Annotated in this window: 14 protein-coding genes and 2 pseudogenes; 6 read left to right on the top strand and 10 right to left on the bottom strand. The window is 70.7% G+C overall.

The window, feature by feature from the left end; all coding sequences use genetic code 11:
- The 3 genes from Asi02nite_RS42615 to Asi02nite_RS39245 form a co-directional block, all read right to left on the bottom strand.
- Positions 1-305: ATP-binding protein (locus Asi02nite_RS42615; protein WP_203719131.1), on the bottom strand; the 305-nt coding region annotated here is incomplete at its 3' end.
- A 276-nt stretch (positions 306-581) separates the two neighbouring features.
- On the bottom strand, positions 582-3,182 hold the full coding sequence (gene pulA / locus Asi02nite_RS39250; protein ID WP_203719130.1) for a pullulanase-type alpha-1,6-glucosidase: 2,601 nt from the start codon (positions 3,180-3,182) through the stop codon (positions 582-584).
- Between the two features lie 35 nt (positions 3,183-3,217).
- The gene (locus Asi02nite_RS39245; RefSeq protein WP_203719129.1) at positions 3,218-3,607 is read right to left on the bottom strand and encodes a DUF6841 family protein; all 390 of its coding nucleotides are present in this window, start codon (positions 3,605-3,607) and stop codon (positions 3,218-3,220) included.
- A gap of 64 nt (positions 3,608-3,671) precedes the next feature.
- Between Asi02nite_RS39245 and Asi02nite_RS39240 the strand changes: the two genes are divergently transcribed.
- Positions 3,672-4,889, top strand: a complete 1,218-nt coding sequence (locus Asi02nite_RS39240; RefSeq protein WP_203719128.1) for a hypothetical protein — start codon at positions 3,672-3,674, stop codon at positions 4,887-4,889.
- Here the strand turns inward: Asi02nite_RS39240 and Asi02nite_RS39235 are convergent.
- On the bottom strand, positions 4,879-5,478 hold the full coding sequence (locus tag Asi02nite_RS39235) for a hypothetical protein (protein WP_203719127.1): 600 nt from the start codon (positions 5,476-5,478) through the stop codon (positions 4,879-4,881). The two genes, Asi02nite_RS39240 and Asi02nite_RS39235, sit on opposite strands and share 11 nt — an antisense overlap.
- Positions 5,479-5,595: 117 nt before the next feature.
- Between Asi02nite_RS39235 and Asi02nite_RS39230 the strand changes: the two genes are divergently transcribed.
- Positions 5,596-6,429: a class I SAM-dependent methyltransferase gene (locus Asi02nite_RS39230; RefSeq protein WP_203719126.1), complete on the top strand. Its 834-nt coding sequence runs from the start codon at positions 5,596-5,598 to the stop codon at positions 6,427-6,429.
- 8 nt (positions 6,430-6,437) lie between these two features.
- Here Asi02nite_RS39230 and Asi02nite_RS39225 read toward each other — a convergent pair whose 3' ends face one another.
- The 3 genes from Asi02nite_RS39225 to acnA form a co-directional block, all read right to left on the bottom strand.
- The gene (locus tag Asi02nite_RS39225) at positions 6,438-6,926 is read right to left on the bottom strand and encodes a RidA family protein (RefSeq protein ID WP_239127647.1); all 489 of its coding nucleotides are present in this window, start codon (positions 6,924-6,926) and stop codon (positions 6,438-6,440) included.
- Between the two features lie 29 nt (positions 6,927-6,955).
- The gene (locus Asi02nite_RS39220; RefSeq protein WP_203719125.1) at positions 6,956-7,201 is read right to left on the bottom strand and encodes a DUF2630 family protein; all 246 of its coding nucleotides are present in this window, start codon (positions 7,199-7,201) and stop codon (positions 6,956-6,958) included.
- A gap of 63 nt (positions 7,202-7,264) precedes the next feature.
- Positions 7,265-10,039, bottom strand: coding sequence for an aconitate hydratase AcnA (acnA, locus tag Asi02nite_RS39215; RefSeq protein WP_203719124.1), 2,775 nt, complete (start codon positions 10,037-10,039; stop codon positions 7,265-7,267).
- 161 nt (positions 10,040-10,200) lie between these two features.
- Between acnA and Asi02nite_RS39210 the strand changes: the two genes are divergently transcribed.
- Positions 10,201-10,689, top strand: a complete 489-nt coding sequence (locus Asi02nite_RS39210) for a hypothetical protein (protein WP_203719123.1) — start codon at positions 10,201-10,203, stop codon at positions 10,687-10,689.
- On the opposite strand, the gene Asi02nite_RS39205 is transcribed toward Asi02nite_RS39210, so the two are convergent.
- Entirely contained in the window at positions 10,682-10,831 is a 150-nt protein-coding gene (locus Asi02nite_RS39205; protein ID WP_203707015.1) for a hypothetical protein, read from the bottom strand. The genes Asi02nite_RS39210 and Asi02nite_RS39205 overlap by 8 nt on opposite strands.
- Positions 10,832-10,850: 19 nt before the next feature.
- On the opposite strand from Asi02nite_RS39205, the pseudogene Asi02nite_RS39200 reads away from it, so the two are divergent.
- Positions 10,851-11,506, top strand: a pseudogene (locus Asi02nite_RS39200) (hypothetical protein).
- A gap of 10 nt (positions 11,507-11,516) precedes the next feature.
- Entirely contained in the window at positions 11,517-12,779 is a 1,263-nt protein-coding gene (locus tag Asi02nite_RS39195; RefSeq protein ID WP_203719122.1) for an alpha/beta fold hydrolase, read from the top strand.
- A 437-nt stretch (positions 12,780-13,216) separates the two neighbouring features.
- Here the strand turns inward: Asi02nite_RS39195 and Asi02nite_RS39190 are convergent, their stop codons facing one another.
- Positions 13,217-13,588: a nuclear transport factor 2 family protein gene (locus Asi02nite_RS39190; protein ID WP_203719121.1), complete on the bottom strand. Its 372-nt coding sequence runs from the start codon at positions 13,586-13,588 to the stop codon at positions 13,217-13,219.
- Between the two features lie 48 nt (positions 13,589-13,636).
- Positions 13,637-13,964: pseudogene (locus Asi02nite_RS43040) on the bottom strand (IS701 family transposase); the annotation flags it as partial.
- Between the two features lie 13 nt (positions 13,965-13,977).
- On the opposite strand from Asi02nite_RS43040, the gene Asi02nite_RS39180 reads away from it, so the two are divergent.
- Positions 13,978-14,277: a hypothetical protein gene (locus Asi02nite_RS39180; protein ID WP_203719120.1), complete on the top strand. Its 300-nt coding sequence runs from the start codon at positions 13,978-13,980 to the stop codon at positions 14,275-14,277.
- The last annotated feature ends 55 nt before the right edge of the window (positions 14,278-14,332 follow it).

The following is a 14,332-nucleotide window of genomic DNA, read 5'->3' as shown; positions in this document are numbered from 1 at the left end:
CCCACGTGGGGCGAAGTGGGCAAGACCAAGGCCGAGATCTTGCGCAAGGTCAGCGACATGTTTCGCCTTGGTCGCCCGCGCCGGGGAGCGTTAAACCGCCCGCGACGCCGTGACCAAGGCGTCGGCGCGTACGGCGACCCGCGTTGCAACCCGGCCACCGAGTGCAGCGCCGAGACCTCGAGCGCGGCATCGTCGTCGAGCGGCGGCCGCGCCGACGGCAGCCGTTCGACCAGCATCGTCTTGCCCGCTCCCGCCAGCATGCCGAGCCGAAGACACCCCGACTGCGGCGCCACCGCGAGCGCCACTGCCCCGAGCGCCAGCGCCGCGACACCGCTACCGCTGTCGCGAGCGCAACCCACCGCAAGCCCCGTCCTAGCGCCACCGCCGGCGCCAGCGCTGCCGCGAGCGCAACCCACCGCGAGTGCCGCCTTACCGCTACCGCCACCGCCGCCACCGTCACCACGACCGCCGCCCAACCGTGAGCGCCGCCCCAGCGCCACCCCTACCGCGACCGTCCGCCCACCGCGACCGCCGCAGCCACCGGTGGTCCGCTCCGCGCTCCGCCGCCGGCAGCCCGGCCGCTAGAGCGAGCCCGTGAAGACCGCGACCGTCCGGGACGGGACCGTGAAGACGCCCGTCGCCGGGTCGAAGACCGACTGCAGCAGGTGCGCGTCACCGCCCGCGCGCTGGTGGGGGTGCAAGGCGAAGGTGCCGAAGCGCAGCGCCGGCAGCTTCTGGGTGACCGTGGCCGGCGTCGCGTTGAAGATCACGATCAGGTCGTCGACGCCGGTCAGGTGCATGGTGATCACGCCGGGCGTCTCCGTCGGGCCCGAAAGCGGGAACGACAGCCGGTCCTGCACCTCGACCGCCGTCGGCAGGCCGAACAGCGGTGAGTCGCGGCGGATGCGGAGCAGCTCCAGGTAGCGCTCCGTCGTCCACTCCATCAGGTCCGCCCCCGGGACCAGCGTCGGGTCCGCCAGCAGCGGTGCGGCGAAGGGCCACTTGTCGCCGTTGTCCCAGGCCGGCGGCAAACCCAGGCCGAAGCCGTTGCCGGCGGTCGCGTCCCAGCGGATTCCGTTGAACCAGTCGCCCGAGTCGAACGAGTTGCGGTCCAGGGACTTCGAGCGAAGGCGTTCCGAGCCCGCCGCCACGAAGCCCATGCCCTGGCTCAACACCGTGAACGACAAGGCCACCACCTGCATGCGGGCCCGGTCCAGCGGCGCGATGCCGGCCGGGAGCTTGAAGGCGAGCGTGTCGAACAGGATCTCGTTGTCGTGTGCGTCCACATAGGTCACGCACTCCCCCGGCAAGGCGCAGTAGCCCGCGCGGGCGCCGTTGTAGTAGAACTCGCCGCCCGTCACCGTCGCGCCGCTGCTGGCCACGAAGGAGAACGACGCCAGGTTGCCCGTCAGGCCGATCTTGATCAGGTCCTGTTGGAACAGCAGCCGGGCGCGCCGGTGCTCCGGCGGCCCGTTCACCTCGTCGCCGTTCGGGTCGGTGAACAGGCCCGTCGCGTACCCCTGCGATCGTGGGTTGGTCTCGAACGCCTGGCCGCCGCGGACCGCGTCGCGCAACCTGTCGTTGAACGTGCCGATCCCGGTGCCCGCCAATTGCAACTGGCTCGCCTGGACGAACCGCTGGTTGCCGCCGACCTCGCCGAAGTCCCAGCCCTCGCCGTAGATCAGGATCGCCCGGCCGTCGACGCCGTCCCGCTGGGGGGTGAGCCGGTCGAGCGCCGCGCGTACCGCCAGCATGTTGTCCTTGGGGTGATGGCCCATCAGGTCGAAGCGGAACCCGTCGACCTTGTAGTCCACCGCCCAGCGCAGCACCGAGTCGACCACCAGCTTGCCCATCATCGCGTGCTCGGGCGCGGTGTTGGCGCAGCACGTCGAGTCGGCGACGCGGCCGTCGGCGAGCAACCGGTGGTAGTAGCCGGGGACGATCCGGTCGAGCACCGCGTGGTGGTTGACGCCGCCGGCGACGGTGTGGTTGTAGACGACGTCCATCACCACGCGCAGGCCGATCCCGTTGAGGGCCGCGACCATCTCGCGGAACTCCGTGATCCGTCGCGGTCCGTCGGGCTCGGTCGAATAACTTCCCTCGGGTACGGAGTAGTGCAGCGGGTCGTACCCCCAGTTGTAACCGTCCCTGGCCCGTACCGCGTCGATCCTCTCCTGTTGCTCCGTCGAGTCCGGCGGCAGCGCGGCGAGGTCACCCTCGGGCTGCAACTGGTCGGCGCGCAGGTCCGGCACCGTCGCGAAGTCGAACGCGGGCAGCAGGTGCAGGTGGGTGACGCCGGCGTCGGCGAGCCTGCGCAGGTGCCGCATCCCGGTGCTGTTCGGGGTCGCGAAGGCGGCGAACGTGCCCCGTCGCTCCGCCGGCACGCTGCTGTCGTAGATCGAGAAGTCGCGGACCGAGACCTCGTGCACCTGGGCGCGCGCGGCGCTGATCGGCGGCGGTTTGCGCAGTGTGCCCCAGTCTGCCGGGATCAGCAGCGGGTCGAGCAGGTTGGCGACGATGCTGTGGGTCGAGTCGGCGGTCAGGGCGACCGCGTACGGGTCGGTGACGCTCATCGTCTCTATCCGCTGCGTCGCGGGGTGGTAGGCCTGGACCCGGAAGCGGTAGCGGCGCCCCGTCCAGCCCCAGTCGCCGTCGACGCGCCAGACCCCGGTGTGGTCGTCGCGCCACATGCCCAGGATCTCGCCGTTGTCCCACTCGAGCGCGACCTCGCGCGCCGTCGGTGCCCAGACGGAGATCGTCACGCCGCCGTCGTGGTGGAAACGACAACCCAGATCGGCGTGTACGGCGTCGGCGTAGACGTCGTCGAGCACGCCGGGAAGCTGCACGCCGGTGGCGACGAGCAGCCAGCCGCCGTCGTCGCGGGCGCTGACGACGACCTGGCTCCGCAGGGCCCGCTTGATCGTGTCCTCGTCGGCCTCCACCGTGAACGCGGCATGATCAGCCAGGTGGGGCCACTGCCGGCGCTGCGCCGTGGTCAGGCCGCCGGGCTTGACCCGCAGCGACACCGTCTCGTGCGGCCCGGCCAGCGCCCCGTCGATGATCCGCAACGCGGCGTCCGGCGACCAGACCAGGTCACAGCGGCGGTCGCCGACGGGCCCCTCGAAACGCCAGACGAGCGTGGACCGGTCGATCCAGTGGGCTCGCTGCCGGCTCAGATCCATCCGAAGATCCTCTCATCACCGGCGGGGCTCCCCGGTCAGGCGGCGTGGATCACCGTACAGATGGCGGGCACGTCCTCCGTGGTGCGCACGAGATAGACGTAGCGCTCCCCGGGCACCGACCGCCCCTGGCTGTCGAGGAACTCCCACTCGACGGTGACGAGCGCGAGGGCCGGGGTCAGCTTGTCGACGTGTTCGATCTTCGCGTGCGCGGCGATGAGCTCGCGATCCTGGTAGTCGGGTGCCGCGCCGATGAAGGAGAGCGCGACGGAGGCCGGCGAGGAGAAGGTGAACGTGTACGCGTCGGCGACGACGCTCCCCGGAAGTGCGTAACAGCCCGCGATGGCGGCGACGTCGCCGGCGGTCAGCGCGGAGCCGTACCGGTCGAAGAAGTCGGACAGGACGTCAAGCTCGGTCTTGGCGTTCACGGGGTTCTAAGTTGCCGGGCGGCGCCGCGCGCAAACGTGTTCGGGTGCTGGCAGAGTGGAGGTCATGACCACGGCTGTGGACCTGCGGGCGCCACTGGCACGCTACGCCTCGCTGCTGCACGCGACCGCCGGCCCGACCCACCACGTGGCGTCGCCGCTCGGCGCGTGGCTGCTGGCGGCCCTGTGCGCACCGGCCGCGCCTGGTGGTTCGGCTGAGCTGGAGACCGCGCTGGGCGTCGACCTGGCGAGCGCGTCCTCGATCGCGCGGGCACTGCTCGACGACCCGCACCCCGCGGTGCTCGCGGCCGCGGCGCTCTGGCTGGACCGCCAGCCGTCGGCGGCCGTCGACTCCTGGCTGGCGGCGCTGCCGTCCTCGGTCGAGACGGGCCCGCTGCCGTCCCAGCCGGTCGCGAACGCGTGGGCGGACGAGCACACCCTCGGCCTGATCAAGGAGATGCCCCTCAAGATCCGCCCGGACACGGTGCTCCTCCTCGCGACCGCGCTGGCGACGAAGGTGTCGTGGGTCCGCCCGTTCACGCTCGCGCCGTCGTCCCGGCTCGGCGGCCCGCTGGCCGACGGGGTCGACCAGGTGCTGGAGATGCCCGACCACGGCCACGACGCGTTCATCGCCCGGGTGCCGTCGATCGGCGACGTGGCGGTGCACACGGGGTACGCGGTCGAGGGCCTGCGGGTCACGTCGGTGATCGCGCCGCCGTCGACGCCGGCGTCGTCGGTGCTGGCGGCGGCGTACGACCTGGCGGTCGCGTCGGCGACCCGCGGGCCGATCGACAGGCGCTCCCTGTACGACCTGCCGGTGGGCGATGGTCCACTCTGGACGATCAGGGAGGAGGCGACCCGCACGACGGCCCCCGGCGGCCGCGAGGAGGTCTACAAGGCGGTGCTGCCGGCGTGGTCGGCGTCGAGCGAGCACGACCTGAACCGCCCTGAGCTGGGCCTCCCGGCGGCCGCGGGTGCGGCGATGTCGACGTTGGGTGTAGAGGGCTGGCACGAGGCGGCCCAGGTGGCGATGGCCCGCTACACCCGCGTGGGCTTCGAGGCGGCGGCGGTGTCGGCGATGATGGTCGGCGTCAGCGCCCCGATCCCCCAGGACGGCTTCCGACGCACAGCCGAACTGCGCTTCGGCCACCCGTACGCGGTGGTGGCGGTGGCCGACCGCCCGTGGCGCGACTGCTGGCAACCGGACACGGCCGAGGGCGCGGCATGGATGGGCCTGCCCGTGTTCTCGGCCTGGGTCGCCCAGGCCGACGAGGTCACTTCGTGACGAGGTCGCGCAGGCTGGCGATCGTGGTGCGGTCGCTGATCTTGGCGTAGATCTTCCTGTCCAGGCCGACGAACGCGACGACCGGGCAGGCGCGGTCGTCGCCGGGCATGGTCTTGTCGAGCAGCTTGCGGCCCGTCGACACCTCGTAGACGTGGAGGCGCCAGGTGGCGTCCAGCAGCGTGACCGTCTCCGGCGTCGGGTCGTCGAACCGGCATTCCCGGATCGTCGTGCCGGTGGTGACCCGGTCGACGCAGGCGACCAGTTGGACCTTGTCGTACGACTCGGTCGCCCAGGTCTGTCCGGCCTGGCTCGACGGGTCGACACCCAGGTAGTAGGTGTTGTCCTTCGCGCGCGGTGTGTTCGGCATCTTCTCGCGGAACAGCGCCACCGGGTGGGGGGCCTTGCCCGCGTGCTTCGGTGACCGCGGGAAATAGACCTTCTGGTCGCAGACGGCGGCCAGGTCCTGCTCGCCGGTCGGCGGGTGCGTGCTGGCCCGCGGCGCCTGCCCGGCGGGGGCGGCGGTGTGGGGTGCGGGGGCCGGTTGCTGGGGCGGGGCGGCGCCGCGGTCGAGGAAACGGGTCACGAGCACGGTTTCACACGTCGAGCCGCGAATGTACCAGCCGGTTCGCGTTCCGTGGGGCCGTCCACTATGGACGCGAGAAAGTCTGTTGCGTACGCCGCGGCGGTGGTCCTAGCGTCCCCTGCTGTGACCGACTCCCGCATGCGCAGCATCCATGACGTCTACGGCGACCCGTTCGACGACGAGGAGGTCGAGGCGGCGCTGGACGAGAGCCTGTCGCCGCGCGGTCTCAACGAGCTGTTGTTCGACCTCGTCGAGGAGACCGGCCTGCCGCCGGGGTCGACCGTCCTGGACGTCGGCGCGCGCGAGGGGCGCTACAGCGTCGAGCTGTCGCGGCGCTTCGGGTTCAACGTGCGTGGTGTCGAGCCCGTGCGCCGTCATCTCGACAACGCGGCCCGCGCGCTTGCCGCGCTCGCGGTCGAGGAGCCCGAGACCGCCGCCCGCGTACGCATCGACGAGGGCGTCGCCGAGAAGCTGATCGATCCCAGCGGCTCCGTCGACCTGATCTGGTGCCGGGACGTCCTGATCCACGTCGAGGATCTGGAGACGGCGTTCGCCGAGTTCCGCCGCGTCCTCAAGCCCGGCGGACACGCGCTGGTCTTCCAGATGACCGCGACCGACTGGCTGTCGCCGGCGGAGGCGGCGTTCATGTGGCCGCCGGCCGGCATCCACGCCGCCAACCTCGACCCGCGGCGGTTCGAGGCCGCGATCACCGGTGCCGGGCTGGGCATCGTGCGGTGCGTCGAGCTGCACGGTGAGGCGCGCGAACGCCTCGAGGAGGACGGCGTCGCCGCCAGCTCCAAGCAGCTGCTGCGGGTGTCGCGAATGCTGCGCAACCGGGCGGCGTACGAGGAGCGGTTCGGCACCCTCGTCTACGAGTACGTGCTCACCGACTGCCTCTGGGGCGTCTACCAGATGATCGGCAAGCTGAACCCGCGGATCTACGTGCTGTCGGCGTAGCGCGCGGCTCAGCCGTCGATCGCGACCTCGGCCTCGATCTCGACCGGGATACCGAACGGAAGGTCGGCCAGGCCCACCGCGGAACGGGCGTGGCTGCCGGCCTGCTCGCCCCAGAGATCGAGGACGAGGTCCGAGAACCCGTTGATCACCGGCGGCGTCGCGGTGAAGCCCGGCGCCGTGTTGACCATGCCGAACACCCGCAGCCAGGCGGTGATCCGGTCGAGGTCGCCCAACTCGCGCTTCAGGCTCGCGAGCATGGCCAACGCGGTCAGCCGGGCGGCCTCGTACGCCCGCTCGGGCGTGACCTCGGCGCCGACCTTGCCGAACGGCCCGGCCAGCGACCCGTCCGGCAACAACGGCCCGTGCCCGGACACGAAGGCCCGGTTGCCGTGCACCCGCACCCACGGGAAGGGAAGGCTCACCCCGGCCGGCAACGTCATGGGCTCCGGAAGCACCAGCCCGCGCTCGGCCAGCCGCCGCTCGATCACACCGCTCACGCGGACACGCTATCCGGGTGCGCCACGGGCTACTGCAGGTAGCCCTCGACCTCGGAGATCGGCTCCGCGTTGACCGAGTCCGGGTCGCCGCCTGCGGCGCGGGCCGCGCGGCGGCGGCGGAGGAGGTCCCAGCACTGGTCGAGGGACTCCTCGAGCTGACGGAGGCGTACGCGCTCCTCGTCCGAGGAGATCTGGCCGCCCTGCACCTGGGTGCGGAGCTGGTGCTCCTCCTGGACCAGGTCGTTGATGCGGCTCAACACGGTCTTGTCGTCCATGCGTCGAGCCTTGCACAGCGAAGGGCCCCCTGTGGTCCAGGGGGCCCTTCCGTAACTCAGAACTCAGCTCTCCAGCATCTTTCGCAACACGAACTGCAGGATGCCACCGTGCCGGTAGTAGTCGGCCTCGCCGGGCGTGTCGATCCGGACCACCGCGTCGAAGGAGACGCCCGTGTCCGTCGTCACCGAGACCGTGCGCGGGGTCGAGCCGTCGTTGAGCGCCTCGACGCCCGTGAACTCGAAGGTCTCCGTGCCCGTCAGGCCCAGCGACTCGGCGTTCTGGCCCTGCGGGTACTGCAGCGGCAGCACGCCCATGCCGATGAGGTTGGAGCGGTGGATCCGCTCGTACGACTCGGCGATCACGGCCCGCACGCCCAGCAGCATCGTGCCCTTGGCGGCCCAGTCGCGCGACGAGCCCGAGCCGTACTCCTTGCCCGCCAGCACGACCAACGGCACACCCGCCGACGCGTACGCCTGCGAAGCCTCGAAGATCGTGGTCTGCGAGCCGTCGAGGTGGTTGACCGTCACGCCACCCTCGACCCCCGGCACGAGCTGGTTGCGCAGCCGGATGTTGGCGAACGTGCCGCGGATCATCACCTCGTGGTTGCCGCGCCGCGAACCGTACGAGTTGAACTCGTGCTTGGCCACGCCGTGGTCCGCGAGATAGCGGCCCGCGGGCGAGTCCACCTTGATCGCGCCGGCCGGCGAGATGTGGTCGGTCGTCACCGAGTCGCCGAGCTTGGCCAGCACCCGCGCGCCGCTGATGTCGGACACCGGCTGCGGCTCACGGGCCATGCCCTCGAAGTAGGGAGGCTTGCGGACGTAGGTGGACGACGAGTCCCACGCGAACGTGTCGCCGCTCGGCGTCGGCAGGCTCTGCCACGCCTCGTCACCGGCGAAGACGTCGGCGTAGTCCCGCGTGAACATCTCGCTCGCGATCGCCCGGCCGATGACCTCCTCGATCTCGGCGGCCGACGGCCAGATGTCGCGCAGGAACACCTGCTGGCCGTCGGAGCCCACCCCGATCGGCTCGTTGACCAGGTCGATGTCCATCGAGCCGGCCAGCGCGTACGCGACGACCAGCGGCGGCGACGCCAGGTAGTTCATCTTGACGTCGGGGTTGATCCGGCCCTCGAAGTTGCGGTTGCCGGACAGCACCGAGACCACCGACAGGTCGTGCTCGGACACGGCCGCCGAGATGTTCTCGGGCAGGGGGCCGGAGTTGCCGATGCACGTCGTGCAGCCGTAGCCGACGAGGTGGAAACCGAGCTTCTCCAGGTAAGGCGTGAGGCCGGCGCGCTCGTAGTAGTCCATGACGACCTTGGAGCCCGGCGCCAGCGTGGTCTTGACCCACGGCTTGCGGTTGAGGCCCTTGTCGACGGCGTTCCGGGCGAGCAGCGCGGCGCCGATCATCACCTGCGGGTTGGAGGTGTTGGTGCAGGAGGTGATCGCGGCGATCACGACGGCGCCGTGGTCGAGCTCGAACTCGGTGCCGTCGTCGCCGGTGACGCGCACCGGGTTGGAGGTGCGGCCGTTGGCGCCGACTGCCGCCGACTCGTGGCTGCGCGGCTGGTCGGCCGGGTCGTCGTGGTCGTTGGCCGGCGGGTCGCTGGCCGGGAACGACTCCTCGGAGGCCTCGTCGGCCGCGCCGGTCGCCTGCACGTAGTCGGTGAGCACCGAGCGGAACAGCGGCTTGGCGCTGCCCAGCGGCACGCGGTCCTGCGGGCGCTTCGGGCCGGCCAGCGACGGCTCGATCGTGGCCAGGTCGAGCTCGAGGCGCTCGGAGTAGTCGGGCTCACGGTCGGGGTCGTGCCAGAGACCCTGCTCCTTGGCGTACGCCTCGACGAGCGCGACCTGCTGCGCGTCCCGGCCGGTCAGCTCGAGGTAGTTGATCGTCTCGGCGTCGATCGGGAAGATCGCGATGGTCGAGCCGTATTCGGGGCTCATGTTGCCGATGGTCGCGCGGTTCGCCAGCGGCACTGCGGCCACGCCCGGGCCGTAGAACTCGACGAACTTGCCGACGACGCCGTGCTTGCGCAGCATCTCGGTGATCGTCAGCACGAGGTCGGTCGCGGTGGTGCCGGCCGGCATCTCGCCGGAGAGCTTGAAGCCGACGACCCGCGGGATCAGCATCGACACCGGCTGGCCGAGCATCGCGGCCTCGGCCTCGATGCCACCCACGCCCCAGCCGACGACGCCCAGGCCGTTGACCATCGTGGTGTGCGAGTCGGTGCCGACGACCGTGTCGGGGTAGGCCTGGCCGTTGCGCTCCATGATCGTACGAGCCAGGTATTCGATGTTGACCTGGTGCACGATGCCCGTGCCCGGCGGGACGACCTTGAACTCGTTGAACGCGGTCTGGCCCCAGCGCAGGAACTGGTAGCGCTCGCGGTTGCGCTGGTATTCCAGCTCGACGTTGCGGGCGAACGCGTCCTCGCGGCCGAACAGGTCGGCGATGACCGAGTGGTCGATGACCAGCTCGGCCGGCGCCAGCGGGTTGACCTTGGTGGCGTCGCCGCCCAGCTCCTGGACGGCCTCGCGCATGGTGGCCAGGTCGACCACGCAGGGCACGCCGGTGAAGTCCTGCATCAGCACCCGGCCCGGGGTGAACTGGATCTCCACGCTCGGGTCGGCGTCCTGGTCCCACCCCGCCAGCGCCCGGATGTGGTCGGCGGTGATGTTGGCGCCGTCCTCGGTCCGGAGCAGGTTCTCCAGCAGGATCTTGAGGCTGTAGGGCAACCGCTCGTGCCCGTCCACCGAGGTGATCTTGAAAATCTCGTAGCTCGCGTCGTTGACGCGCAGCTGGCTCTTCGCACCGAAGGTGTCGAGGCTCGCCACGTCGTACTCCTTCTCCGCCTGTTTCGCATCAGTCTTTCGCAGCAGGCTGCGCTCGCCGGGCTTAGGTTCGGCTAACCGCACGCAAGTAAACCGTACGTCCGTCTTGTTTTCAGGTCAAGCCAGGGGTGGGGGTATGCCCGCGACCTGCTAGGGTGCGGCGCGTGACCGATCTGCACCTTGAGCCGCAGCCGCGCATCGACGTCCTGGTGACCGACTACGACACCGAGGAGCGCCGCCTGCGCACCGACTACGCGGGCGTGGCCTACATCGGCGACGAGCCCGACGCCGAGACGGGCCTCATGGGCGGCGCGTACGCGAAGCGCGCGGTCGACAGCCGGCTGTTCCTGCCCGACACCCACTGGTACGACGCGGACCAGTTGGAGAGCGTCGAGGTGCAGGTCACGGCCGGCGTGCTCCAGGTCGCCCAGACCGACCGCGGCACGCAGGGCCTGCTCGGTGCGCTGGCCGCCCCGGAGATCGAGTTCTACGAGCACCCGGAGGGCGCCGAGGGCGTCGGCGTGTGCCTCTGGATCCGCGGGGAGATCCTCTCCAACGTCGCCGTCTCGTACCGGATCACTGTTGTCTGTGACCCGATCGCCGTGCAGCGCAAGGGCGCGACGGATCTCGAAGAGGTGCCGGCGGTCAGCTGACCGCTTTCGCCCGTTCGCGGAGTTTCGCCTTGATCTCCTCCGGGGTGTAGGCGCGCCGCTTACGCTCGGCACGCGCCACGACGACGCCGGTCGCCGCGACTCCGACGAGCCCGGCAATTCCCAGGACCTTCCACAGCCGCATTCCACTTAGGGTAGTGGGTATGGCCCTCACCCTGGACGCCGCGGTCGATCTGACGCGTACGGGCGACGTGTGGCTCTTCCGCGGCAGCTCGGTCCCCGACCGCGCGATCCGGCTCGCCACCAACAGCCCCGTCAACCACGTCGGCATGTCGGTGGTGATCGAGGACATGCCGGCGCTGATGTGGCACGCGGAGCTCGGGCGCTCGTTACGCGACATTGGACGGGTACGTTCCAGCGCGGCGTGCAACTGCACGACCTGCGCGACGCGGTGCTGCTGTGGGCCCGGCGCTACGGCCAGCGCGCCTGGCTGCGCCAGCTCCAGACGCCGGTGACCCCCGAGATGGAGAACGCCGTCCTGCGTACGGTGGCCCGGCTCGACGGCACGCCGTTCCCGTCGACGGCCCGGCTGGCCTGGCGATGGGCGCGCGGCCGGGTGCCCGACCTGCGGTCGGGGTTCTTCGCCGGCGACTCGCAGGCCGCGGGCGCGCCGCCGGACGCGCGGCTGGAGACGGCCTACTGCGCCGAGGTGGTCGCCGTGACCTACGAGGCGATGGGCCTGCTGCCGGCCGGTCGGCGCCCCAACTGGTACGACCCGGGACGGTTCTGGAGCGGCGACGAGCTGCCGCTGGAGAGCGGGGCGAAGCTCGGCGAGGAGATCGCGGTGGAGATCCCGTAGCGTTGGTGCGGTGATCCGCATCCCTGGTCTCGTGCTGGACGACCACACGTTCGACGTGCCGCTCGACCACGCGAACCCGGACGGCCCGACGATCTCGGTCTTCGCACGCTCGGTGGTCTCCCCGGACCGGGCCGGCGACGACCTGCCGTGGTTGATCTTCTTCCAGGGCGGGCCGGGGGCGAAGTCGCCGCGACCGTCGAGCCCGGACGAGCGCTGGTACCGGCAGGCGCTCAAGGACCACCGGTTGCTGCTGCTGGACCAGCGGGGCACGGGCCGGAGCACGCCGCTGAGCGCGCGCACGGTCGCGGGCCTGTCGTCGGAGCAGCTCGCCGACTATCTGCGGTTCTTCCGCGCGGACAGCATCGTCCGGGACGCGGAGGTGATCCGCCGGCGGTTGCTCGGCGACGGTCGGTGGTCGACGCTCGGGCAGTCGTACGGCGGGTTCGTCACGTTGACGTACCTGAGCCTGTTTCCGGAGGCGCTGCGGGCCTGCTACATCACGGGCGGCCTGCCGGGCCTGACCGCTTCCGCGGATGACGTGTACGCGCGGACGTACCCGCGGGTGTCGGCGAAGAACGCGGCCTACTACGCGCGCTATCCGTCGGACGTGGCGGCGGTGCGCCGGGTGGCGGACCACTTGGCGGCTGATGACGTCCGGTTGCCGGACGGCGACCGCCTGACGGTGGACCGCTTCCGCTTCCTGGGCAACGCGTTCGGCATGGGCGACGGCTACGAACGGGTGCACTGGCTGCTCGACGACGCCTGGCACGGCGACTCGCTGTCGGACCTGTTCCGGCACGAGGTGATGACGCGTACGGGTTTCGTCGACTCGCCGCTGTTCGCGCTGCAGGAATACTGTTACGCGGCCCCCGGCCGCCCGACGCGCTGGGCCGCGGACCGCCAGATCCGCACCCGCCCGGAGTTCGCCGCGACCGCGACCCCGCTGCTGTTCACGGGCGAGATGATGTACCCGTGGATGTTCCGCGACATCGCGGCGCTACGCCCGTTCGCGGGCGCGGCCGACATCCTGGCCGCGGCGGAGGACTGGCCGTCGCTCTACGACCCGACCCGCCTGGCGTCGAACGAGGTCCCGGTAGCGGCGGCGGTCTACTTCGACGACATGTACGTGGACGCGGGCCTGTCGCTGGATACGGCGGCGCAGGTCGGCAACGTCCGCACGTGGGTGACGAACGAGTACGAACACGACGGCAACGTGGCCTCGAACGGCAAGGTCCTCGCTCGCCTGATGGACATGGTCGCCGGCCGCATCTGACGGGAGCACGGACGGATGGCCAGCATCACGACGCTTCCGGCGGGGCAAAGTCCATGACCCAGGCATTTCCGCGCGGTGCTGCTCTCTTCGCTCAACGCCTCCCGGGAGATTCGCAGCCGGTCAGCGTTGCGGGCTGCCGAGAAGCGGTTGGAGGCAGTCCGGACCAGAGCGCATCGAGACGCTGACGCCTGCTTGATATCTCGGACCAGCAAGGTGTCCTGGCCCGAGCTTTCCGCATTGTGACACTTCGCGATCGTGGCTGGAGTCGGGGTGAGGACGAGGGCGGCCACTGCGTGATCATCGATGGTTTGTGAGGACTATCGAGGATCGTGCAGTGGCCGCGGGTCACAGCGGAGACCCTGCCGGGCAGCGCAAATCGATAGGCGGACGCCGCCGAGCGTTGTTTTACCCGCAGCGGACAGTGCGCCGCTGATCCCTTACCGCTCGGTGGGTGTCTGTTGGTAGAGAGCGAGACGCAACCGCCCGTCGATGAGCCTGTAGACGCTGGTCATAAGGGCGGTGAAAGGAGCTGCGCCTTCGCGGTGCGAGCGGGCCCGGTAGATCAAGGCTGCGGTCGCGGGCCCCAGCGAGACGACTCTCGGTTCGTCGATCGTGTAGGTCGTCCAGGGTGGCGCCTGGTTGAGGGTGGCCGTGATGCCGTCACGGTCGAAGACCGTGCCGTCGGAGACGAGCATGAGCCCGTCATCCGTCATCAGGTCACCGTAGAAGGTGCCACCCCGGGATTCGCACAGGGATCTCCAGCCGTCGTGTTCAACCGAGAGCATATCTTCCAATGTCAGATCACCCATGCGCCGATTATGGCCGCCAGTCCGACACTTCGCGATCTATGTTGTCGGTCGGCGGATCTCGGGCATGGTCAGCCGGATCGGCGCTTGGGTTCGGGCCGGCCGGGTCGGGTCTTCGGGTTCGGGTGGCTGGGTCGCGGCGCAGACCGCGAGGATCGCGAGGGCGAGGATCGCCAGGGCGGTGAAGCGGTGCCAGCCGGTCCAGCCCCGCACCTGGAGTGGTCCAGGCCGATCTCGTTCTTCCCGGTCTGGAAGCATTCCTCGACAGCCAGCGGCTCCCGGCGACCCTGACCAGCGTCGCGAGCGGCACCCGGCGCGGGGACCAACACAGGTGGAACGCGAGCTCGCCGGTGTTCGCTTTGCGGCGGATCAGCAGGTATTCGTCGAGGTTCATGGAGAGCCGCCTCACCGCGGCCGAATGCCTGGAGGGCCTGTCCTCGCAGCCGACGCCGCAGTCCCGGTCCGAACTGCCGGGTGACGCCGACGATCCGCGGCTGGTCAGCTACTTCTGGCTGTCCGGGGGCGCCGTCTATGTGATCTCGACGCTGTTCGTCTTCGCCGACCCCGGCTCGCTGGCGTTCGTCGGCGTCCTGGTCGGCACCCTGGTCATGGTGGCCACGCTGGTCGTCGCGGGCACCGTGCACGTGCGCATGCTCCGCGATCTCGGCGGGACCTTCCGGCGGCGCGGGTGAGCCCACCACGGCGACCGCCGGACCCCGGCGTAGGCGGGTGGTCGCCGAGCGCGGC

It is taken from the genome of Asanoa siamensis (genome assembly GCF_016862555.1).
GTDB lineage: Bacteria > Actinomycetota > Actinomycetes > Mycobacteriales > Micromonosporaceae > Asanoa > Asanoa siamensis.
Note: the sequence above shows the minus strand (reverse complement) of the source record. Positions and strands in the feature narration are given on the sequence as shown.